Origin of the sequence: Pseudomonas sp. 1D4 (genome assembly GCF_001728925.1) — a bacterium.
Classification (GTDB): domain Bacteria; phylum Pseudomonadota; class Gammaproteobacteria; order Pseudomonadales; family Pseudomonadaceae; genus Metapseudomonas; species Metapseudomonas otitidis.
On sequence record NZ_LXJQ01000001.1, the window covers coordinates 111,927 to 134,035 of the forward strand.

At 64.7% G+C, this 22,109-nt stretch carries 21 protein-coding genes; 8 read left to right on the forward strand and 13 right to left on the reverse strand.

Going from position 1 to position 22,109, the window contains the following annotated elements:
* Nucleotides 1-36: 36 nt before the first annotated feature.
* The 4 genes from A7D27_RS00535 (at nucleotide 37) to A7D27_RS26920 (ending at nucleotide 5,321) form a co-directional block, all read left to right on the forward strand.
* Nucleotides 37-993: a hypothetical protein gene (locus A7D27_RS00535; protein ID WP_069563814.1), complete on the forward strand. Its 957-nt coding sequence runs from the start codon at nucleotides 37-39 to the stop codon at nucleotides 991-993.
* The gene (locus A7D27_RS00540) at nucleotides 990-2,018 is read left to right on the forward strand and encodes a toprim domain-containing protein (protein WP_069563815.1); all 1,029 of its coding nucleotides are present in this window, start codon (nucleotides 990-992) and stop codon (nucleotides 2,016-2,018) included. The genes A7D27_RS00535 and A7D27_RS00540 overlap by 4 nt, the downstream gene beginning before the upstream one ends.
* Entirely contained in the window at nucleotides 2,015-3,808 is a 1,794-nt protein-coding gene (locus A7D27_RS00545) for a DUF927 domain-containing protein (RefSeq protein WP_069563816.1), read from the forward strand. Before A7D27_RS00540 ends, A7D27_RS00545 begins: the two co-directional genes overlap by 4 nt.
* A gap of 1,105 nt (nucleotides 3,809-4,913) precedes the next feature.
* Nucleotides 4,914-5,321: a type II toxin-antitoxin system HicB family antitoxin gene (locus A7D27_RS26920; RefSeq protein WP_083265494.1), complete on the forward strand. Its 408-nt coding sequence runs from the start codon at nucleotides 4,914-4,916 to the stop codon at nucleotides 5,319-5,321.
* A gap of 169 nt (nucleotides 5,322-5,490) precedes the next feature.
* Here A7D27_RS26920 and A7D27_RS00550 read toward each other — a convergent pair whose 3' ends face one another.
* Genes A7D27_RS00550 through A7D27_RS26925 form a run of 3 tightly spaced genes read right to left on the reverse strand, consistent with a single transcriptional unit; the run spans nucleotide 5,491 to nucleotide 6,435 of the window.
* Nucleotides 5,491-5,955: a DUF2442 domain-containing protein gene (locus A7D27_RS00550; protein WP_083265495.1), complete on the reverse strand. Its 465-nt coding sequence runs from the start codon at nucleotides 5,953-5,955 to the stop codon at nucleotides 5,491-5,493.
* Nucleotides 5,943-6,137 (reverse strand): DUF4160 domain-containing protein, encoded by a 195-nt coding sequence (locus A7D27_RS00555; protein ID WP_069563818.1) that lies wholly within the window; start codon nucleotides 6,135-6,137, stop codon nucleotides 5,943-5,945. Before A7D27_RS00555 ends, A7D27_RS00550 begins: the two co-directional genes overlap by 13 nt.
* A gap of 37 nt (nucleotides 6,138-6,174) precedes the next feature.
* Entirely contained in the window at nucleotides 6,175-6,435 is a 261-nt protein-coding gene (locus tag A7D27_RS26925) for an ogr/Delta-like zinc finger family protein (protein WP_083265496.1), read from the reverse strand.
* 279 nt (nucleotides 6,436-6,714) lie between these two features.
* Between A7D27_RS26925 and A7D27_RS00560 the strand changes: the two genes are divergently transcribed.
* On the forward strand, nucleotides 6,715-7,443 hold the full coding sequence (locus A7D27_RS00560; RefSeq protein WP_069563819.1) for a hypothetical protein: 729 nt from the start codon (nucleotides 6,715-6,717) through the stop codon (nucleotides 7,441-7,443).
* A gap of 156 nt (nucleotides 7,444-7,599) precedes the next feature.
* Here A7D27_RS00560 and A7D27_RS00565 read toward each other — a convergent pair whose 3' ends face one another.
* Complete coding sequence (locus tag A7D27_RS00565) at nucleotides 7,600-8,013, reverse strand: flagellar basal body-associated protein FliL (RefSeq protein ID WP_069563820.1); 414 nt, start codon at nucleotides 8,011-8,013, stop codon at nucleotides 7,600-7,602.
* A 182-nt stretch (nucleotides 8,014-8,195) separates the two neighbouring features.
* Between A7D27_RS00565 and A7D27_RS00570 the strand changes: the two genes are divergently transcribed.
* Complete coding sequence (locus A7D27_RS00570; protein WP_069563821.1) at nucleotides 8,196-9,173, forward strand: NADPH:quinone oxidoreductase family protein; 978 nt, start codon at nucleotides 8,196-8,198, stop codon at nucleotides 9,171-9,173.
* Nucleotides 9,174-9,206: 33 nt separating this feature from the next.
* Here the strand turns inward: A7D27_RS00570 and A7D27_RS00575 are convergent, their stop codons facing one another.
* The 5 genes from A7D27_RS00575 to A7D27_RS00595 all read right to left on the reverse strand — a co-directional run bounded on the left by A7D27_RS00575 (nucleotide 9,207) and on the right by A7D27_RS00595 (nucleotide 14,704).
* Nucleotides 9,207-10,667, reverse strand: coding sequence for an amidase (locus A7D27_RS00575; RefSeq protein WP_069559498.1), 1,461 nt, complete (start codon nucleotides 10,665-10,667; stop codon nucleotides 9,207-9,209).
* A gap of 132 nt (nucleotides 10,668-10,799) precedes the next feature.
* The gene (locus A7D27_RS00580; protein WP_069559499.1) at nucleotides 10,800-11,834 is read right to left on the reverse strand and encodes an extracellular solute-binding protein; all 1,035 of its coding nucleotides are present in this window, start codon (nucleotides 11,832-11,834) and stop codon (nucleotides 10,800-10,802) included.
* A 20-nt stretch (nucleotides 11,835-11,854) separates the two neighbouring features.
* Complete coding sequence (locus A7D27_RS00585; protein WP_371850549.1) at nucleotides 11,855-12,661, reverse strand: ABC transporter permease; 807 nt, start codon at nucleotides 12,659-12,661, stop codon at nucleotides 11,855-11,857.
* Nucleotides 12,661-13,569, reverse strand: coding sequence for an ABC transporter permease (locus tag A7D27_RS00590; RefSeq protein WP_069563822.1), 909 nt, complete (start codon nucleotides 13,567-13,569; stop codon nucleotides 12,661-12,663). The genes A7D27_RS00585 and A7D27_RS00590 overlap by 1 nt, the downstream gene beginning before the upstream one ends.
* 13 nt (nucleotides 13,570-13,582) lie before the next feature.
* Nucleotides 13,583-14,704, reverse strand: coding sequence for an ABC transporter ATP-binding protein (locus A7D27_RS00595; RefSeq protein ID WP_069559502.1), 1,122 nt, complete (start codon nucleotides 14,702-14,704; stop codon nucleotides 13,583-13,585).
* Nucleotides 14,705-14,916: 212 nt separating this feature from the next.
* Here A7D27_RS00595 and A7D27_RS00600 point away from each other — a divergent pair, with 212 nt between their 5' ends.
* A complete protein-coding gene (locus A7D27_RS00600) occupies nucleotides 14,917-15,813 on the forward strand; it encodes a LysR substrate-binding domain-containing protein (protein WP_069559503.1) in 897 nt (298 codons plus the stop codon).
* Nucleotides 15,814-15,840: 27 nt separating this feature from the next.
* Here the strand turns inward: A7D27_RS00600 and A7D27_RS00605 are convergent, their stop codons facing one another.
* The 4 genes from A7D27_RS00605 to trxA form a co-directional block, all read right to left on the reverse strand.
* Nucleotides 15,841-16,806 (reverse strand): CDP-6-deoxy-delta-3,4-glucoseen reductase, encoded by a 966-nt coding sequence (locus A7D27_RS00605; RefSeq protein WP_069563823.1) that lies wholly within the window; start codon nucleotides 16,804-16,806, stop codon nucleotides 15,841-15,843.
* A gap of 52 nt (nucleotides 16,807-16,858) precedes the next feature.
* Nucleotides 16,859-18,325, reverse strand: a complete 1,467-nt coding sequence (gene ubiD, locus A7D27_RS00610) for a 4-hydroxy-3-polyprenylbenzoate decarboxylase (protein WP_069559505.1) — start codon at nucleotides 18,323-18,325, stop codon at nucleotides 16,859-16,861.
* A gap of 128 nt (nucleotides 18,326-18,453) precedes the next feature.
* Nucleotides 18,454-19,716 carry a transcription termination factor Rho gene (gene rho, locus A7D27_RS00615; protein WP_044400922.1) on the reverse strand — a complete coding sequence of 421 codons (1,263 nt, stop codon included), beginning with the start codon at nucleotides 19,714-19,716 and terminating at the stop codon, nucleotides 18,454-18,456.
* A 240-nt stretch (nucleotides 19,717-19,956) separates the two neighbouring features.
* Complete coding sequence (trxA, locus tag A7D27_RS00620; protein WP_044400919.1) at nucleotides 19,957-20,283, reverse strand: thioredoxin TrxA; 327 nt, start codon at nucleotides 20,281-20,283, stop codon at nucleotides 19,957-19,959.
* Nucleotides 20,284-20,572: 289 nt separating this feature from the next.
* Here trxA and ppx point away from each other — a divergent pair, with 289 nt between their 5' ends.
* Nucleotides 20,573-22,078 (forward strand): exopolyphosphatase, encoded by a 1,506-nt coding sequence (gene ppx, locus A7D27_RS00625; RefSeq protein ID WP_069563824.1) that lies wholly within the window; start codon nucleotides 20,573-20,575, stop codon nucleotides 22,076-22,078.
* The last annotated feature ends 31 nt before the right edge of the window (nucleotides 22,079-22,109 follow it).

Here is a 22,109-nt window from a genome sequence, read left to right on the forward strand (position 1 = left end):
GCCTGCGGCCATCCCACAGAACAAGGGATACACGCGATGAATACTCAGAATGAGCGCGGTGAAGCGCTGACGGAATCGGCTTGCCCGAAAAATGTTTTTGGTGCCCGCAACATCTCCATCACTCACTTCGGCCAGCCCCTGGTGCTGCACCTGGTGAAAGACGGCACCGACCAACAGGCCCACCGCAAAGCGGGGCTTATGCTTGGGGAAGATGGCCCGCAATACATGCACGGCTGGCTGTTCGGCATCGGCGACCACCGCCTCTACCCGGCAGCGGCCGTCCCAGGCAGCCGCTGGCAGGTGCTCGAGGTTGATACTGACGAACTCACCTGCCTGGAAGGTGGCGTAGCTTTCAAGCGAGGCTATGTCCTGCATACCGGCGACATGCTGTCGGCAACGCGCTACCTGGAAGAGCATGTGCCAGGCATCCGCAATGCCCCGGTCATTGGCGCCTGTCGCCATACGGGTAAGCAGCAGAGCGTCCGTGTGGGCGCGTATGGCCATGCTGTCGCAGGCGACTCTGGCCGGGCCCGCGCCGGGGACTACGGCACCGCCATCGCTGGCATCAGGGGCAATGCCGCCGCTGGAGAGAGTGGATTCGCCGTAGCAGGGGATAGGGGAGCCGCAAAAGCGGGTGACTTCGGCAGCGCTCATGTCGGTGAGTACGGCACCGCCCGGGTAGGCCACGGGGGCACAGCCATCGCTGCAGACTCCGGCACCGCCCGTGCCGGCGATGTTGGCAGGGCGACCGCTGGGGACTATGGCACCGCCCAGGTAGGCGCAAAGGGGGTGGCCTGGGCCGGGCGAAATGGCACGGCAGCCGCCGGCGCGAAGGGAGAAATCCGCTTGAACTACTGGGACACGCAAGCAGAGCGCGTCCGCACGGTTATCGGCTACATCGGTGAAGACGGCCTGCTGCCGAACACCCTCTACAAGCTCGATGAAAGCCACCAGTTCACCCCCGCCGACACTTCACCGGGGGAACTGCAATGAACGCCCCCAACACTGCGCTTGAACTCATCCGGCAGGCCGCGCTTCACGCCTTGAAGGCGGCTGACGTGCTTGTCCCCGAGTGGCTTCCCGAGGGACGCAGGCAAGGGCGCGAATGGGTGGCACTGAACCCCGCCAGAGGGGATCGGCATGCCGGCTCATTTGGCGTTTCGCTCGACACTGGCCGCTGGCATGACTTTGCCGACAGCAGCGCCAGGGGCGGTGACTTGGTGTCGCTACTTGCCTACCTGCGCAGTAGCCGTCAGGTAGAGGCCGCGCAAGAGATTGACCAACGGCTAAGCCTTGGCCTGTTCAACAGCTCCGCAACAGTATCGGCAGAGACCAGCGAACAGCGGCGCCTAGCTGCGGAGCGGGAGCGAACCGAGGCACTGCAACGCGAACAGCTGGCCCTGGAGGCGAAACAGAGGGATGCCGCACACCAAGCGGCGCAATTGTGGCGCCTGGCCAAGCCAGCCGATGCAGCCCACCCCTACCTGCTCGCCAAGGCCGTACCGCCTTACCGCCTGCGACAGTTGCGCCAGGGCCGGCTGTTGATTCCGCTGCTCCAGGGCGGGCAACTGGTCAATCTGCAGATCATCGACCCCACAGGCGCTAAGCGTTTCCTGTCAGGAGGGAAGGTTAAGGGCTGCTATTCGCCTATCGGGAGTCTCGGAGATGTCGCCCAGGGCGGCAGGCTGTACCTGTGCGAAGGCTGGGCGACTGGCGCCACCTTGCACGCCAGCACCAGACGGCCAGTCATCTGTGCGATGAACGCCGGCAATTTGAAGCCGGTGGCCATCGCACTGAGGGAGCATTACGGCGAGCGAATGGATCTGGTGATCGCCGGGGATGATGACCGCCTGACGCTGGGCAACCCCGGACACCGCATGGCCAATCAGGCCGCAAGCGCCGCCAATGCCCGCGTGGTTTTCCCCGACTGGCCATGTGGCGCCCCCGAGCATCTGACTGACTTCAATGACCTCTACCAGTGGCTATCCAGCCAGCAGAAAGGGAGCCGCGCTCAATGACTGCATTCACCACCCCGCCCGCCTTGAGCCTGGTTGGCGATCCACAGGCACCAGTCAGCGACAAGCTGGAGCGCCCGTGCTTTGCCGTCTACGACCAGTTCGTCACCCTGGAAGGCAAGCATTACAAGCCTGGCACTTGGCTCCACGGCATCAAACACAGCGGACAAGATGAGAAGCCAATCCCATTCGATCAATGGATCTGCTCACCCCTGCATATTGAAGCCGAAACGGTGAACAGCGAGGACGGGAGCATTGGGCGCCTGCTGCGCTTTGAGTACCGGGGAAGAACCATTGAATGGGTGATGCCCATGGAGTCGCTGGCAGGTAAGGCCGACGATGTGCTCAAGGCACTGATGCGCCAAGGGCTTGCCATCGAGTACCGGCACCGCAACCAGATCGCACCCTATCTGGCCAGCCATCACACCCCGGAACGGGTGATCGCCACCACCACCAAGCCCGGCTGGCACGAATCAGGCGTTTTCGTGCTGCCTTCCCAGGTCATTGGCTCCGGAGAGGTGCGCTTTCAGTGCTCCGGGCGGGGCGTGAATCTGTTCACCACCAAAGGCACGCTAGACGGTTGGCGCAAAGAGGTGGGCGCCTACTGCCTGGGGAACCCGGTATTGATCCTGTCCGTATGCACGGCCTTGGCGGGGCCTCTGCTCGCCAAGGTTGGCGTGCATGGCGGCGGTGTGCACCTGGTAGGGGATTCGTCCAGCGGCAAGTCCCTCGCCCAGTTGCTGGCCGCTTCGGTGTGGGGCAACCCCGCCACCTTCGCCGCGTCCTGGGATGTGTCCAAGGGCGGGGTGGAGATCGAGGCCGCCTCACGCAATGACACCGTGCTGATCCTGGACGAAATCAAGCGCGCAGACCCCAAGCGCGTCCAGGAAATGGCCTATGCCATCGCCAACGGCATGGGCAAATCGACCATGACCCGTGAGCGCGAAGGCCGCGCCAAGCTCACCTGGCGCGTTCTGGCGCTATCCAGCGGCGAGCGCTCGCTGTCGGATCATGCCGCAATCAGTGGCAATGGCGCGCATGCCGGTGCAGAGCTGCGCCTAGTGGACGTCAACGCAGGCACTCGCCAGTTCCGGGCATTCGACAACGTGCACGACATGACCGGCCAGCAGTTCCACCGCCTGCTGAGCGATACGGTGACACACCACTACGGGCACCTTGGCCCCGCATTCGTCGCAAGCCTGCTTAGCGACGAGAAGCCCGAGGAGCTGCTAGAGGCATTCCGCCAAGTGCGCGACGCATTCACCGCCGAAAGCTCTCAGGCAGGCCGGGTAGCGGATCGTTTCGCCATCATGGCGCTGGCAGGGGAACAAGCCATTGCCCGTAAGCTGCTCGATTGGCCAGAGGGCACAGCGGCAAAGGCTTGTCGCCAGCTGTTCGACGAATGGATTGCAACGATGGGAGACGGCAACTCTGAGGATCGGCAGATTCTGCGAGGTTTGGCCGACTTTATCGCTCTCCACGGCGACAGCCGATTCTCCGACGTAAAGGCAGAACATCCCTGCACCACCGTGTACCACCGCGCCGGTTACTACGAACTCACGGACGACAAGCGGCTGTACCTGTTCAACACTACCAGCCTGAAGGCGGCCGCCAGCGGCTTTGGCCTCAATCGGATCATTAGCGCGCTCGCGTCTGTAGAGGCTCTGGCCAAAATGGATATTGAGGCGGGTCAACGGCGGCACACCAAGCGCTATCGGATACCTGGCGGCGGCAATGATCGCTTCTACGTCATTGATCCAGAAAAACTGGACGGCTCAGGCGGGACGACCTGACCCCTGCCCTTCATCAACACGAAGCCCCGCCATGCCCTCATGCCGGGGCTTCTTCATTCCGCTGAGGCCGTTTCCCTCCGCGCCGCGAAGTCAGGGCGCGCGCAGCCGGCGCCATCACGGGGAGAGATGACGTTTCAGTCTGAGATTTTTCAAAGGGAACAAGGGAACAAGGGCACAGCCCAGCAGCTACGCGGGTTGTAGCGTTCCCTTAGATAATAGAGATAAGGGAACAAGGGAACACATATCTGCTTAATAAAGGGCTCACCATCCGCGCCTGTTCCCTGCAAAAAACAGCAGGGAACACCACAAACCTCTGGAGGCCGCATGGCACTAGGCTCGTGCCCTTATTCCCTTGTTCCCTCGTTTTTTGAAATCAGTCATGTGAACAAGGGGGGAATGGTGCATTTTTCTTGACACACCTTGGCAGGCTTGATTTTGCATGGCTAATGCCTGGCAGCATCCACCGCTCCTGGTGGCGCACTGGCTCGACGCGAATGGATTGGCGGATTGCCCTAACCAATCAGGCAGTGCGGCCTTAATCAGTGCAATGCTGTGAAACCGTCCGCCACCTGGCCAGCTTCTGCAGGCCTTGTCCGGCCTGGGCTGGGCCGCTTCGCACTGGCGCGAACGCCCAGACGCCTGGCATGCCACGACAAGGCCAATCAACTGAGGAAAATCTGCTGAATCCTTTGGTAGGCGCGGGCTTAGCTGCTTTGAACTGGCAGAATCTCACCAGCTCATACGCGCACTTTCCTTGCGCACTTTTTCCATTCTTTTCACGGTGTGAAATGGCCATTTCTTGGGCCATAAGCCCGGTATTACTGGGCCGCAGATGGCTTTCATCACCCTATCCAACTTCATCAATTTTTAAGCAGAGCGCGCCGGCGGGAGGGGGATAAGTGCTTTCCTGGCCTCGATTTTATTTGCGCGGGGATTTTTGCTGGCGCGACCATGCGGGAGCGCACCGCAAGCAGTAGAGAAGAAATTGACTACCCTAGCGGTGACTGGCAACGCCTGAGGACACAGTTGAAACAGAGGCACGGGTAGTCGGCATTTATGAACCCGGGTATAGGCTTACCTAGCCATTCGAATTGAGGCCATAACCATGCTGTATCCCATTGCACTCTGCCCCGGTGACAAACGGCATGCCTGGGGAGTAACAGTGCCAGATGTCCCAGGATGCTTTTCGGCAGGTGAAACAGCCACAAAAGCACTGGAAAACGCCAAGGAGGCACTAGCCCTGCACTTCGAAGGGCTACTGGCGGATGGTGAGCCAATTCCCCTAGCCAAAGACGTCGAAGCACATATAGCCAACCCAGAATATTCCGGCGACGTATGGGCGGTCATTGACTTCGATTTAACGCCCTACCAGGGAAAAGCTGTACGGATCAATGCGATCCTGCCGGAGAACTTGCTGCTGAAAATTGACGAGCGCGTGAAGGTCGACCATCGCTACACATCCCGCTCCAATTTCTTGGCTACTGCGGCTCTCCGAGAGCTGTCAGCGGTCTGATTCGACAGCATGAACAAGGGAGCGAATCGGCGCCCTTCGTCGTTATACGGTGGCTGGCCTCAGTTGCCCACCTAACGGCTACGCAGTGCAGACGCTGGCTCTTCGGGTGGGCTGCTCTGAGCATATGTAAAAGCCCCGCGCACAGCGGGGCCTACCCGCAAGACGATGTTTAGGCTCGCTTCTTCTGCTGCTCACGCTGCACCGTCTCCCAGCCACGACAGGCCAAGGCGAGGGTGCGTGGCACGGCCTCACGGCCGCTGCTGTAGCAGCTAATGGTACGCGGTGCCACGCCCAAGGCGGCGGCAGCCTGCTCCAGGCCAAATCCGGTACTGGCACGCCAACCGATAAACGTGCGGGTGTCTTCGTCCGGGGCAGCCTGGGCTAGGGCATCGAGCAGCAGGGTGTCGGCACCGATCTGGATATCCAGATCGGGCCACTCCACCGTCCAACCGCCATCTCCCAGTGCGGCGCCGGCGAATGTCTTGGCGGCCTTCAGCGGAGCCAGCCCTGGGTGGGTGACCACGTCCTCACGCATATCCAGGACAAAGTGGCGATCGTCAACGAATGTCAGCACCAGCCGATGGCCGGAACATGCCTGCACAGCCTTCAGACGGGGGCGTTTCATGGATGCCATTTGTTCCACTCCTCCAACAGTTCGGCCCGGTGATCGCTCACCCAGGCCAGCGCTTCTTCCAATACCACCCTGGGCGCCTTGCCGAGCATCAAAGCACCGCCCTCGAGGCTGATCTGCACGTCCACACCAGCACCGGTTAGGTGTACATGCGGAGGCAGGTGGTCTTTTTCCCGCAGCTCGATGCAGTACTTGTCACGGAATCGATGGGGTTCTACCCCGTCACACCGACGAACTCTCTAGTTGCTCAAGCAGCTCCCGCCGCTGCTGTGAAGGCATCTCACGCAGTCGGTCAAATAGCATTCGGTCTACAACCCCTGAGATCGGCACCAAAGAGTGCGAGAACGTCAGTTGCATGACAAACCGATGGCCACAATCACTGGCGTCGAGACACTGACAGTACAGCCGCGTGAATGCTGGAGACACCTCATCTCGCGATGCAATTCGCGCCTTCCCCCTGCATTGAGTGCAATAGATCCTCATCACCCACCATACCTATATGTAGTATATTATTTATTAAAAAACACAATATATAGTATTTAAGCTTGGCAAAACCACCATCAACCTCACTCAAGGATCACCCCATGTCACACACACAAACCCATCAGAAGATACTGAGCAGTCGCTTCAAGAAGGCCCTCAAGGAGGTTCGCGAGCAGGTTAAGGCACTCCAGGAGCAGCACACCTCACGCGCACCCAAAAAGCTTTCGAGAAAGGTGCTTTAACGCACAGCCGTCTCTAGACCATCGAACAGGAACTAAAATGCATCCCACAGCCATAGAACTAGGCGAGCTTAGCGAAAGCCTTCAGACAGAGTTGGCGCACTTCGAGTTGGATCGCCATGCCTACAGCGATCTTCAGAAGCGGTTTTCCGCCATCATTGAGGAAGATCAGAAGCTCAAAGAAAAAGCCGTCAGCCTGGAGAAGCAGGCAGACGCTACCGACAAGGCCTGGAAACGAATGGCCACCCAGCCAGACGCCTACCAAGCCTCTATCAATGAAGAGATCAACCGAAGCGAGCAGCTCCGAAAAGAGGCGGCGGAATTACGCCAAACAGCAGATGCCCGTAGCCATTTGAAAGACTCACTTCTCCTTCCACTCGCTGAACAGCGCATGTCACTCAACGGCCGACCGGCCGCAATCAACCGCCAATACCGCCAAGCCCTTTTGGCCAAAGTGCTAGAGCAAGAGGGCCTACGCGATACTCTGCTCAAGGCCTACGCGCTGTCTCGAGACATCTACCTGAGCGGTGTTGAAGAACTAGAGCCAGTGTTTGCCGCACGCTGCGATGGCCAGCATGAACGGCAACGGATGACTGGCCAGGGGATTCAAAAGGCCTTCTTCGAGGCGCTAGAGACATTGCTTGCCGGAGCAGAGCAGCACGCAAAATCACCTTTGCTGGCGACCATGCCACCTCTTGTAGCTCAAGAGGTTGAAGTAACAAGCCCAGCCGGCCTGCAGAAGCTGCGGCGTCTTCATAAGGCAGTCTAACCCCTGGAGTACGGCAGGAAGGACACATATCCGCCTGCCGTAGCCCATCAACAGCAAGAACACATCACCTACGGGGATAAAACGGGGAAAATAAGTAGGAGCTAAGCAAAAAACAAAAATAAACCCAATAAAATCAGCTATCTATAAAGAAATAGCTTATTGAATGATCAGATTGTTGAACAGCAGGTCCTCGACCAGCGGCTTGCCTTCTTCCTGATTGAGCGCCTGCTGCACCTGCTTGAGCGCTTCCTGGCGCAGTGTTTCCTTGCCCTCCACCGAGCTGAGCGACTCATCGGTCTGCTGAGCGAACAGCATCACCAGTTGGTTGCGGATCAGCGGTTCGTGGTACTCCACCGACTTCTTCGCATCGTCCCCGGTGACCCGCAGGGAGATGTCGGCCTTGAAGTACTTCAGCTTCGGGCCGGCGCCGTAGTTGCCTACCAGCGCGGGCACCAGGTCGAGATAAAGTACCTTGGGCGCCTCGCCTTCCTTGGGCTCCTCCTTGGATTCCGAAGCGAGGGCAGAGAAGGGGATCAGCAGGGCCAGCAGCAGAGCGAGAGTGGTCTTCACGGGAGGGATTCCTGATGGGGCGTGCCCGCTAGCATAGCCACAGCCCGGGGCGAGCCCAAGCCCGATGCTTATGCAGCCCTATCAGGACCGGCCATGCTCGTTGACCGACCCTGCCCCCCGCCTACACTGCCTGACCACAGGGCCGGCGCCGGGCCGGTCGCCAACGAGGATCGAATCCCCCCATGAAAGCCGTCCTGTGCAAGGCCTTCGGCCCCGCCGAGACCCTGGTGCTCGAAGAGGTTTCCAGCCCCGAGCCGAAGAAGAACGAAGTGCTGATCGACGTTCACGCCGCCGGAGTCAACTTCCCCGACACCCTGATCATCGAAGGCAAGTACCAGTTCAAGCCGCCGTTCCCCTTCTCCCCGGGTGGCGAAGCCGCCGGCACCGTCGCCGCCGTCGGCGAGAAGATCACCCACCTCAAGCCCGGCGACCGGGTCATGGCGCTGACCGGCTGGGGCAGCTTCGCCGAGCAGGTGGCCGTGCCCGGCTACAACGTCATGCCGATCCCCAAGGGCATCGACTTCAATTCCGCCGCTGCCTTCGGCATGACCTACGGCACCTCCATGCACGCGCTCAAGCAGCGCGCCAACCTGCAACCGGGGGAAACCCTGCTGGTACTCGGTGCCTCCGGCGGCGTCGGCCTGGCGGCGGTGGAGATCGGCAAGGCCATGGGCGCGCGGGTCATCGCCGCTGCAAGCAGTGACGAGAAGCTGGACGTGGCCAAGGCCGCCGGCGCCGACCTGCTGATCAACTACAGCACCAACAGCCTGAAGGAGAAGGTCAAGGAACTGACCGGCGGCCAGGGCGCCGACGTGATCTACGACCCGGTGGGGGGCGACCTGTTCGACGAGGCCATCCGCTCCATCGCCTGGAACGGCCGCCTGCTGGTGGTCGGCTTCGCCAGCGGCCGCATCCCCGAGCTGCCGGTGAACCTGGCCCTGCTCAAGGGCGCGGCGGTGGTCGGCGTGTTCTGGGGCTCCTTCGCCCAGCGCCAGCCGCAAGACAACCTGGCCAACTTCCAGCAACTCTTCGCCTGGCATGCCGAAGGCAAGCTCAAGCCGCTGGTGTCCCAGACCTTCCCCCTGGAGCGGGCCGCCGAGGCCATCAACGCCCTTGGCCAGCGCAAGGCCGTGGGCAAGGTGGTGGTCACCGTCCGCTGAACCCCAGGCCCCAGCAGCCCGGGGCCTGCCCCATCACCCCTGCGCCAGCAGGGGTGGCGGGCGACGCGCGTACCACTGCGTCGCCTGCTCGTAGGCATGGGCCAGTTGCAGCACCGCCAGGTCCGCGTGGTGCCGGCCGATGACCTGCATCCCCATCGGCAGCCCCATCGCGTTGAACCCCACCGGCACGCTGGCCACCGGGCAGCCGGACAGGGTTCCGGGGATCACCACCTCCATCCAGCGGTGGTAGGTGTCCATGGACCTGCCGACGATGGCCTTCGGCCAATCCCAGTGCTTGTCGAAGGGGAACACCTGGGCGCTGGGCAGCAGCAGGAAGTCATAACGCTCGAACAGCCGGCTGATGGCGCGGTACCAGTCGCTGCGGGTGACGGACGCGCGGTACACCTCCATGGCCGACAACTGCAAGCCGTTCTCCACCTCCCACACCGCCTCGGGCTTGAGCCGCTCGCGCCGCGCCGGATCGGCATGGGCCGCTGCCAGCGAGCCGGCCACCAGCCAATGGCGCAGGGTTCGCCAGCAAGCCCAGAGACGCTCCGGGGCGAAGCCCAGGGCGGCTTCCTCCACCTGGCAGCCCAGTGCCTCGAAGTCCGCCAAGGCGCTGCCGCATAGCGCCAGCACGCCGGGCTCCATGGGCAGGTAGCCGCCCAGGTCGCCGAGCCAGCCCAGGCGCGCGCCCGTGAAGTCCCGCTCCAGCGCCCCGGCGAAGGCCGCACCGGATTCGACGATGGACAGCGGCGCGCGGGCATCGAAGCCGGCCTGCACCGAGAGCAGCAAGGCCACGTCCCGCACGCTGCGGCCCATGGGACCCTCGTAGCCAAGCTGGTCGACGAACAGGTCGGCGCTGTCATCGAAGGGCACCCGCCCCTGGGACGGGCGGAAGCCGACGATGTTGTTGAACGCCGCCGGGTTGCGCAGCGACCCCATCATGTCGCTGCCGTCGGCCACCGGCACCATCTGCAACGCCAGTGCCGCCGCCGCGCCGCCGCTGCTGCCACCAGCGCTGCGAACAGGGTCATAGGCACAGCCGGTGACGCCGAAGACCGGGTTGTAGCTGTGGGAGCCGAGGCCGAATTCGGGGGTGTTGGTCTTGCCGATGAGGATCGCGCCGGCCGCGCGGATGCGCTCCACCATGATGCCGTCGCGCTCGGGCACGTGGTCGCGGAACAGCGGCGAACCGAAGGTGGTGCGGATGCCCCGGGTCAGCGACAGGTCCTTGATGGCGTGGGGCAGCCCGTGCATCCAGCCGCGGTACTCGCCGCGGGCCAGCTCGGCGTCGCGCCGGTCGGCCTCGGCCAGCAGTTGCGCCTCCGGCTGCAGGCTGACCAGGGCATTGACCTCGGGGTTGAAGCGCTCGATCTGCGCCAGGTAGGCCTGCATCACCTCGCGGCAGGACACCTGACGCAGGCGGATGCGCTCGGCCAGCTCATGGGCCTGCAGTTGGACGAGTTCGGGGTGAAGCGTGTTCGGGCTCATGGCGTGCAGCCTTCTTCCAGTTCCATCGGGGTTCGGGTCTTGTCGCTCGCGGTGCGGGCGCGTTGCCGAGGCGAGCGATGCCGCTGCGCCTGCCGGGGCAGGCGCGCATCGTCAGGCGTCGGGTGAGTCGGGTCAGCGCATCAGGCTGGTCCAGATGCGGTCGGCCAGGCGGATCGCCCCTTCGCCGCAGGTCTGGCTGAACACCACGCGGGTGCCCTCGGGAATGTGCAGTTCCGGCGCATCCTTGAGGCTGGCGTCCAGGTAGGGTTCCACGCCCTTGATCGGGCTCTGGTGCTTGAGGAAGTTCTGGGTCAGCGCCGCGTTCTCCGGCTGGCTGAGGAAGGCGATGAAGCGCTTGGCGTTCTCCGGGTGCTTCGCCCCGGCGGGGATCACCAGGTTATCCACCCAGGCCATCACCCCCTCCTTCGGATAGAGGTAGGCGAGGCTCGGCTTCATCTCCCGCGCCCGCATGGACGAACCGCCCCAGAACATCGACATGTCCACCTCGCCCGAGGCCAGGTTCTCGCGGATCGAGCCAGCCTTGGAGCTGTAGGTCTTCACGAAGGGCTTCTGGTTCTTCAGCAGCGTCAGCACCTGCTGCATCTGCTTCGGGTCCTCGCTGCACAGCGGGATGCCCAGGTAGAGGCTGGCGGTGTCGATCACCTCGCTGGCCGAGTCGAACATGTTGATACGCCCCTGCAACGCAGCGGGCGGGGTGAACAGCACGGCGTAGCTGTCGGCCGGGCCGTCGTAGCGGGCGCGGTCGAGCACCACGCTGGTAGTGCCCCAGATGAAGGGCACGGCATAGGCGCCTTCCGGGTCCCAGGCGGGCTTCTTCAACTGGTCCTGGATGTTGGCGTAGTAGGGCTGGCCGGCCGGGTCGAAACGCTCCAGCAGCTTCTCCTGCACCAGGATCGGCACGAACTGGTGGGAGGGGATGGCCACGTCGTAGCCGGCGCCGCCCTGCTTGAGCTTGGCCAGCAGCGTCTCGTTGGAGTCGTAGGAGTCCACGGTGACCTTGATGCCGGTCTCCTGCTCGAACCTGGCCAGGATCGGCGGCGAGAAATAGCCGCTCCAGCTCACCACGTTCAACTGCTCGGCCGCCTGGGTGGCCGACGCCAGGCCCAGGGCCAGCGAAATACCTGCAACAGCGCTCAGTGTGTTCATCGTCTTGCTCCGGTTTGGGCTCAGGCCTTCTTCTTGCCGAGCAGATAAGAGAGGGTCACGAACAGCACGGAGACCCCAAGGATCAAGGTGGAAACAGCGTTGACGTCGGGCGTCACGCCCATGCGCAACAGCCCGAAGATGAAGATCGGCAGGGTGGTGGTGCCGGCCTGGGCCACCATCATCGAGATCACGAAGTTATCCAGCGAGACGATGAAGGCCAGCATCAGCCCCGAGACCATGCCCGGCGCCAGCAGCGGCAGGGTGACCTTGCGGAAGGTCCGCCAGGGGCCGGCGTAGAGGTCGGCGGCGGCCTGCTCCAGGGACAGGTCCATGTCGTTCAGCCGGGCGCGGATCGGCAGGTAGGCGAACGGGATGCAGAACACCGTGTGGGCGATGATCAGGTTGCCGTAGCCCAGCGACAGGCCGAGGGTGGAGAACAGCGCCAGGGTGGCGACGCCGACCACGATCTCCGGCAGCACCAGCGGCAGCATGATCGTCCCCATGGACAGCCGCAGCCCCTTGAAGCGCGCCCCGCGTGAGGTGCCCAGGGCCGCCAGGGTGGCGATGGCGGTGGCTGCCAGGCTGGCGCACACGGCGATCAGCAGGCTGTTGCCGGCCGCCTGGCGCAGGGCCTGGTTGGCGAAGGCGGCGCGGTACCAGTCCAGGCTGAAGCCGGTCCACACGGTGGCCGACTGGTTGACGTTGAACGACAGCACCACCAGCACCAGGATCGGCGCGTAGAGGTACAGGTAGAACAGCAGGCTGAGGGCGCCGAAGCCGGGGAAGTCCCGCACGCCGAGGCGACGGTTGCGAAACAGGGCACGCATCATCGGGCACCTCCCGCCGCACGGCCGGCGCGCCAGGCGTAGACCATCAGCACCAGCATCACCGCCGCCATCAGCACCAGCGACAGGGCGGAGCCCAGCGGCCAGTTACGGGCGTCGCTGAACTGCCGGAAGATCAGGTTGCCCAGCATCATCCGGGTTCCGCCGCCAAGCAGCTCAGGAGCCACCATCGCCCCCAGGCAGGGCACGAAGGTGAGGATGGCGCCGGCGAGGATACCGGGCCGGGCGATGGGCAGCACCACCTTGCGCAGGGTGCGCCAGCGTCCGGCGTAGAGGTCCTGGGCAGCCTCCAGCAGGCGCAGGTCCATGCGCTCCAGGGTGGCGTAGATCGGCAGCACCACGAAGGGCGCGTAGGTGTACACCAGCCCCAGCAGCACGGCGCCGTCGGTGTACAGCAGGTTCAGCGGCTGGTGGATCAGGCCGAGGCCCATCAGCGTGCCGTTGACCACACCGGTGCCGCGCAGCAGCAGGATCCAGGCGTAGGTGCGGATCAGCAGGTTGGCCCAGAACGGCACGGTGATGAGGAAGATCAGCAGGCCCCGCCGGTGCGCCGGCTGCATCGCCAGCCAGACGGCCACCGGAATGCCCACCAGCAGGGTGATGAGGGTTGTGGCGGCGGCGATGCCGATGGAGCGCAGGGCGATCACCAGGTAGGCATCGGCGAAGGCCAGGCTGTCGTCCAGTTGGCGTTCGAACAGCAGCGATACGTAGGCTTCGACGCTGAACTGCGGGTTCACTCCGCCGTAGGGGTTGGCCTGCATGAAGGAGTAGCCGACCACGATTAGGATCGGCACCACCAGGAACAGGCCGATGGCGACCAGCGCCGGCGAAACGCCGAGCAGGCTGGCCAGGGCGCGGCGGCGTTCCAGGCTGTGGGTGGGGGTGCGCATGGTCCTGTCCTCCTCAGTCCAGCAGCACGCAGGCGCTGCCCGGCTCGACCCGCAGGCCGGCACGGGCGCCCACCTCGGGCTGACGTCCCTGGATGGCGTTGTTGGGCAGGCGCACGGTGAGCGGCGTGCCGTCGTCCAGGGCGACGCGGTACTGCAGGTCGGTACCCAGGTAGACCCGTGCCAGCACCTGGCACGGCAGGCTGTCGGGCGTGGCATCCGCCAGCAGGTGCAGGCGCTCGGGGCGCACCGACAGGCTGGCCTCGGACCCGACGGCCAGGCCGTCGCAGGCCGGCGCCTGGAGCACCGCGCCACCGGGCAGGCGGAAGCGCGCGCCCTGGTCGTCGAGGGCTTCGAGGCAGGCCGGGAGGAAGTTGGTCTCGCCGATGAAGTCGGCGACGAAGCGGTTGCGCGGGCGCTCGTAGATGTCGTCCGGGCCGCCCACCTGCTGCACCTCGCCCTGGGCGAGCACGGCGATGCGGTCGGACATGGCCAGGGCCTCTTCCTGGTCATGGGTGACGAAGATGAAGGTGATGCCGGTACGGGTCTGAATGCTCTTCAGCTCCTCGCGCATGGCCTGGCGCAGCTTCAGGTCGAGGGCGGAGAGCGGCTCGTCCAGCAGCAGCACCTTGGGCTGCGGCGCCAGGGCACGGGCGAGGGCGATGCGCTGCTGCTGCCCGCCGGAGAGCTGGGCCGGGCGGCGCTCGGCGAAGGCCTCCATCTGCACCAGCGCCAGCATCTCGCGCACCCGCTCGGCCACGGCGGCCTTGCTCAGGCGCCGGCCCATGGGGTGGGATTCCAGGCCGAAGGCGAGGTTCTCGGCGATCGTCATGTGCGGGAACAGCGCGTAGTGCTGGAACACGGTGTTCACCGGGCGGGCGTAGGGCGGCCGGTCGGCGATGTTTTCGCCGAACAGGCGGATCTCGCCTTCGGTGGGGAATTCGAAGCCGGCGATCATGCGCAGCAGGGTGGTCTTGCCGCAGCCGGACGGGCCGAGCAGGGTGAAGAACTCGTTGTCGCGGATATCCAGGTCGACGCGCTTCAGCGCCACCGGGCCGCTCTGGGGGTCGCCGTAGACCTTGCGCACGGCGCGGATGGACACCGCCGCGGTGGTCGACGGGCTGTGCAGGGCACTCATGAATACCTCCGGTTCCTTCCCCTGCACCGCGTGGGCGAGGGGTCTTGTCGTTGTTCTGGCAGGACTAGAGACAGGTGCAGCGTCGGGCTCGGGGCCCGGTTGTTGTGGGGCTGCTGGGGACGGATGGTCGGAGAAACGCGGTTGAGCAGAAAGCTCAATTTTCTTACAGTCGCTGTTAAAAAATTTAATACCTCACCGCGAGCCCTTCAGCCATGTCGATCCAGCGCCTACCGCCGCTCAATGCCGTGCGTGCCTTCGAGGCCGCCGCCCGCCTGGGCAGCTACGTTGCCGCCTCGCGGGACCTGCATGTCACCCAGCCGGCCGTCGGCCGCCACGTGAAGCTGCTGGAGGAGTGGCTGGGAGTGCGCCTGTTCGACCGCACGCCGCGCGGCGTGTCGCTGACCCCGGCCGGGCAGCGCTACTACGAGAAGATCGCCAGTGCCCTGCAACAGATCGCCGATGCCGGCCACGAGCTGACCCCGGGCGGGACGGCGCGCTGGCTGAAGATCATGGTGGTGCCGGCCTTCGCCAAGCGCTGGCTGATGCCGCGCCTGGAGGCCCTGCGGGAACAGCGACCGGGGCTGAAGATCGCCATCGAGCCCAACCCCACCTTCGAGGCGGTGGACGGCCAGCGGGCGGACCTGGGCATCGCCTACGGCCTGCCCGGGCAGTACGGCCGCCGCACGGTCACCCTGTTGCACCCAAACGTGTTCCCGGTCTGCTCGCCCGCGTACCTGGCCGCCCATGGCCCGTTGGCGGGCCCGGTGGAGCTGGCGACGCACAAGCTGATCCACGTCGACGACGGCGAGTGGTGGAACGCCTGGCTGGCGGCGCTGGGCTGCCCGCTGCGGGTCAGCTCCGAGGTGCTCTACATCAGCAACGACCACGCCCTGAGCATGGCGGAGAAGGGCCACGGCATCGCCCTGGCCAACGAGGTGCTGGTGCACCAGGAGCTGGCCGCCGGCAGCCTGGTGCGCGCGCTACCGCTGCAGGCGCCGCTGGAGCGCTACCAGGCACTGCTGCCGCCCGGGCCGCACAGCACGGACGTGGAGTGGTTCATCGACTGGCTGTCGGCGGAGCTGCGTCGGGAGTTCCCGGAGCTGGCCTGACGCCGGGCACGCCCGGCGTCGCGGGGTTCAGCGGGGCGCGTAGGCGAAGACGTCGGCGCGCATCTGGTGGGCATCCATGCCGGCTTCCACCAGCGCGTCGAGGGTGGCGTAGACCATCGCGGGCGAACCGCTGGCGTAGACGTGCAACGGCTTGAGGTCGGGGAAGTCCTCGCGCACGGCCTCGTGCAGCAGGCCGTGGCGGCCGGGCCAGTCGCAGGGGTCGCTGACCACCCGGTGCAGGGTGAGGTTCGGCAGGCCCTGCCAGTCGTCCCAGTGCGCCAGCTCGTAGAAGTCCTCCGGCCGGCGCATGCCCCAGTACAGGTGCACGGGGTGGGCGAACCCGGCGGCGCGGCAATGTTCGATCAGGCTCTGCATCTGGCCCATGCCGGTGCCGGCGGCGATCAGCACCAGGGGGCCGTCGGGCAGCTCGGCCAGGTGGGTATCGCCGAAGGGCAGGCGTACCCGCGCCAGGCCGTCGCGCTGCAGTTGCTGCAGGAGGGCGGCAGCGCTGGGCTCACGGCCGAGGACGTGCAGTTCGAGTTCACGCCCGGCGCTGGGGGCGGAGGCGATGGAGAAGGCGGACGCTTCGCCATCGTCCCGCTCGATCAGCAGGTACTGCCCGGCGTGGTAGCGCGGCGGCTTGCCGGCGGGTGCACGCAGGCCGACCCGCCAGACATCCCCGCCGACCGGGGTGCAGGCGGTGAGCTGGCAGCTCAGGCTGCGCACCGGCAGTTCGCCGGGGGCGAGCACGCCGTCCCAGTGCAGGACGCAGTCTTCCAGCGGTTCGGCGAGGCAGGTGAACAGCTCGCCATGGTCCAGCTCGCGGCCGCCCTGGCGCACCCGGCCTTCCACCAGCAGGGCGGCGCAAACGTGGCAATTGCCGTTGCGGCAGCTCTGCGGGCAGTCGTAGCCCAGGCGCCGGGCGGCGGCGAGGATGTTTTCCCCGGGGGCGGTCTGCAGGACCGCTCCGGAGGGCTGCAAGGTCACTCTCAAGAGGTGTTCTCTTTGTTATGGCGGGCGTTCAGGGGCGCCCTGGCCCCTGTGCTCAATCTATACCCAGGCTGGACCACATTTCGTCCACGCGACGGGTTACCGCATCGTCCTTGACGATGGCGCGACCCCACTCGCGGGTCGTTTCACCCGGCCACTTGTGGGTGGCATCCAGGCCCATCTTGGAACCGAGGCCGGAGATGGGCGAGGCGAAGTCCAGGTAGTCGATGGGGGTGTTGTCGATCATCACCGTGTCGCGCTTGGGGTCCATGCGGGTGGTGATGGCCCAGATCACGTCGTTCCAGTCGCGGGCGTTGATGTCGTCGTCGGTGACGATAACGAACTTGGTGTACATGAACTGTCGCAGGAACGACCAGACGCCGAGCATCACGCGCTTGGCGTGGCCGGGGTACTGCTTCTTCATGGTCACCACCGCCATGCGGTAGGAGCAGCCTTCGGGCGGCAGGTAGAAGTCGGTGATCTCGGGGAACTGCTTCTGCAGGATCGGCACGAAGACTTCGTTCAGCGCCACGCCGAGGATGGCCGGCTCGTCCGGCGGGCGGCCGGTGTAGGTGCTGTGGTAGATGGGCTTGCGGCGGCGGGTGATGCGCTCGACGGTGAACACCGGGAAGGTGTCGACCTCGTTGTAGTAGCCGGTGTGATCGCCGTAGGGGCCTTCCGGGGCCGTCTCGCCGGGATGGATCACGCCTTCCAGCACGATCTCGGCACTGGCCGGGACCTGCAGGTCGGAGCCGATGGCCTTGACCAGCTCGGTTCGGTGGCCGCGCAGCAGGCCGGCGAAGGCGTACTCGGAAAGGGTGTCCGGCACCGGGGTCACCGCGCCGAGGATGGTCGCGGGGTCGGCGCCGAGGGCGACGCAGACGGGGTAGGGCGTGTTCGGGTGCTTCTGGCACCACTCGCGGAAATCCAGGGCGCCGCCACGGTGGCTGAGCCAGCGCATGATGACCTTGTTGCGGCCGATCACCTGCTGACGGTAGATGCCGAGGTTCTGCCGCTCCTTGTTGGGGCCGCGGGTGATGGTCAGGCCCCAGGTGATCAGCGGTGCCACATCGCCGGGCCAACAGTGCTGGATCGGCAGCTTGCCGAGGTCGACGTCGTCGCCTTCCTCGATCACTTCATGGCAGGGGGCGTCCTTGAGGACCTTGGGCGCCATGCTGATGACCTTCTTGAAGATCGGCAGCTTGGACCAGGCATCCTTGAGCCCCTTGGGCGGTTCGGGCTCCTTGAGGAAGGCCAGCAGCTTGCCGATCTCGCGCAGTTCGGAAACGTCGTCCGCACCCATGCCGAGGGCCACGCGCCCGGGCGTGCCGAACAGGTTGCCGAGCACGGGGATGTCGTAGCCGGTGGGGTTTTCGAAGAGCAGCGCCGGGCCTTGCTTGCGCAGGGTGCGGTCGCAGATTTCGGTCATTTCCAGGATCGGCGAGACCGGGGCGGTGACGCGCTTGAGCTCGCCACGCTGTTCCAGGCCGCTGATGAATTCGCGCAGGTCGCGATACTGCATGCGTGAGCCTCTCGAGGCGTGCAGGTCGGGGCGCAGAGTTTAGCGCCGATGGGGGCCTTCCAGAAGGACGAAGAACACCCGGAAACGCGAAGGCCGGGTTTCCCCGGCCTTCGTGGTACCACGACCTGTTACTTGCTGCGCTTCATGGACATGAAGAACTCGTCGTTGGTCTTGGTGTCCTTGAGCTTGTCGAGCAGGAACTCGATGGCGGCGATCTCGTCCATCGGGTGCAGCAGCTTGCGCAGGATCCACATGCGCTGCAGTTCGTCCTCGGCAGTCAGCAGCTCTTCGCGGCGGGTACCGGACTTGTTGATGTTGATGGCGGGGAACACGCGCTTCTCGGCGATGCGGCGGTCCAGCGGCAGTTCCATGTTGCCGGTGCCCTTGAACTCTTCGTAGATCACCTCGTCCATCTTCGAGCCGGTCTCGACCAGCGCGGTGGCGATGATGGTCAGCGAACCGCCTTCCTCGATGTTACGGGCGGCACCGAAGAAGCGCTTGGGCTTCTCCAGGGCATGGGCGTCGACACCACCGGTGAGCACCTTGCCGGAGCTGGGGATCACAGTGTTGTAGGCACGCGCCAGGCGGGTGATGGAGTCCAGCAGGATGACCACGTCCTTCTTGTGCTCGACCAGGCGCTTGGCCTTCTCGATCACCATCTCGGCGACCTGCACGTGGCGGGTCGGCGGCTCGTCGAAGGTGGAGGCGACCACTTCGCCGCGCACGGTGCGCTGCATTTCGGTCACTTCTTCCGGGCGCTCGTCGATCAGTAGGACGATCAGGTGGCACTCGGGGTTGTTGCGGGTGATGTTGGCCGCGATGTTCTGCAGCATGATCGTTTTGCCCGCTTTCGGCGGGGCGACGATCAGGCCGCGCTGGCCCTTGCCGATCGGGGCGCAGAGATCGATCACGCGGCCGGTGAGGTCTTCGGTGGAACCGTTGCCGGCTTCCATCTTCAGGCGCTCGTTGGGGAACAGGGGCGTGAGGTTCTCGAACAGGATCTTGTTCTTGGCGTTTTCCGGGCGGTCGAAGTTGATCGAGTCGACCTTCAGCAGCGCGAAGTAGCGCTCGCCCTCTTTCGGCGGGCGGATCTTGCCGATGATGGTGTCGCCGGTACGCAGGTTGAAGCGGCGGATCTGGCTGGGCGAGACGTAGATGTCGTCAGGGCCGGCCAGGTAGGAGGAGTCGGCGGAGCGGAGGAAGCCGAAACCGTCCTGCAGAATCTCCAGCACGCCGTCGCCCGAAATTTCTTCGCCGCTCTTCGAGTGCTTTTTCAGCAGGGCGAAGATCACATCCTGCTTGCGCGAACGGGCCATGTTCTCGAGGCCCATCTGTTCGGCCATTTCCAGCAGTTCGGCAATCGGCTTTTGCTTGAGTTCGGTCAGATTCATAGGAATGACGTAGATGAGAAATGAGGGAAGGAAAGCTTGTGAGCTTGAGAGGCCGCGCCGAGGGAGGCGACAGGTCGCTGCGCGTGATTCGAGTTGGAATGCGTCGACGGCGGCTTGCAGAGGGCAGCGGAATGACGCTGCGGGCCCGAATTTAACACCGGGTTTCGGGGGAGTCCAGTACTGTACCGACAAAAAACCCCGCTTCGAGCGGGGTTTCTACGGAGATTCCCGGAGGGAAAATCAGATGTTGGCGTCCAGGAAGGCAGCCAACTGGGACTTGGACAGGGCACCGACCTTGGTGGCCTCGACGTTGCCGTTCTTGAACAGCATCAGGGTCGGAATGCCGCGCACGCCGTATTTCGGCGGGGTGTCCTGGTTCTCGTCGATGTTCAGCTTGCAGACCTTCAGCTTGCCTTGGTAGTCCTTGGCGATCTCGTCCAGGACCGGGGCGATCATCTTGCACGGACCGCACCATTCGGCCCAGTAGTCGACCAGCACCGCGCCCTCGGCGCTCAGTACGTCCTGCTCGAAGCTGGCGTCGGTGACGTGGGAGATGAGTTCGCTCATGGATGTTCTCCGTGGATTCGGAAGCGGAAATAGGCGGCCATCATAGCCGGCCTCGGGCGTGACCGAAAGCCGCGGCCGATTGAGTGTGCCTATGGCCGTGCCGGCAAAAGCTGATCGATGGCTGATCGAGAAGGCTGCGCGGCAATCGGTCGCGTGCGCCACAGGTGCGACTGGAGTAGCGGGACAGGGCACCGGCCGGTAGGCAGAGACGGTCTGTGGGGAAGGCGTGCGTTGGCGTGTCACCGTGATCGTGGCAGGATGGCGCGGTTAAGAAACGAGACACCGGACCATGCCCTCGACCCGACGCCCCGCCAACCTTTCCCTGATCGCCGCCATCGACCTCGGCTCCAACAGCTTCCACATGGTGCTGGCCAAGGTCGACCACGGTGAGATCCGCATCCTCGAGCGCCTGGGAGACAAGGTGCAACTGGCCGCAGGCCTGGACGAAGAACGCGTGCTCAGCGAAGAGGCCATGCAACGCGGCCTCGACTGTCTGCGGCGCTTCGCCCAGATGACCAACAGCCTGCCGGAAGGCGCGGTGCGCGTGGTGGGCACCAACGCCCTGCGCGAGGCGCGCAACCGCAGCGAATTCATCCGCCGCGCCGAGGCCATCCTCGGTCACCCGGTGGAGGTGATCTCCGGCCGCGAGGAAGCTCGCCTCATCTACCTGGGCGTGTCCCACAGCATCGCCGACACCCCCGGCAAGCGCCTGGTGGCGGACATCGGCGGCGGCAGCACCGAATTCATCATCGGCCAGCGCTTCGAATCGCAGTTGCGCGAGAGCCTGCAGATGGGCTGCGTCAGCTTCACCCAGCGCTATTTCCGCGACGGCAAGATCACCCCGGCGCGCTACGCCCAGGCCTACACCGCCGCCCGCCTGGAGCTGATGGGCATCGAGTACAGCCTGCGCCGCCTCGGCTGGCAGCAGGCAGTGGGTGCCTCCGGCACCATTCGCGCGGTGGGGCTGGCAATCCAGGCCGCCGGCCTGGGCAGCGGCGAGGTCAACCCGGAAGGCATCGCCTGGCTCAAGCGCAAGCTGTTCAAGCTGGGCGAGGTGGAGAAGATCGACCTCGACGGCATCAAGCCCGACCGCCGCGCCATCTTCCCGGCCGGCCTGGCGATTCTCGAAGCCATCTTCGAGGCCCTCGAACTCAAGCACATGACCCATTCCGAAGGCGCACTGCGCGAGGGCGTGCTCTACGACCTGCTGGGCCGCCACCACCACGAGGATGTGCGCGAGCGCACCCTGAGCGCGCTGATGGAGCGTTGCCACGTGGACCTGGAGCAGGCGGCACGGGTCGAGGCCAAGGCACTGGAAGCCCTGGAGCAGGTGGCCGGCGACTGGCAACTGGACGACGAGTGGCACCGCGACCTGCTGGTGTGGGGCGCGCGCGTCCACGAAATCGGCATGGACATCGCCCACTACCAGTACCACAAGCACGGCGCCTACCTGATCGAGCACTCGGACCTGCCGGGCTTCTCCCGCCAGGACCAGCAGATGCTGGCCCTGCTGGTGCGCGGCCACCGACGCAATATCCCCAAGGACAAGTTCGCCGAGTTCGGTGACGAGGGCGAGAAGCTGATCCGCCTCTGCGTGCTGCTGCGCTTCGCCATCCTCTTCCACCACATCCGCACCAACCAGGAGACCCCACAGGTCCGTCTGAAGGTGGGCCCGCAGAGCCTGGACGTGCAGTTCCCGGAAAACTGGCTGGCGGCCAACCCACTGACCCAGGCGGACTTCGAACAGGAAGCCACCTGGCTCAAGCGCATCGACTTCACCTTCAGCGTGCACTGACCAGAGCGATTCGCCAGGCAAGCAAAACGGG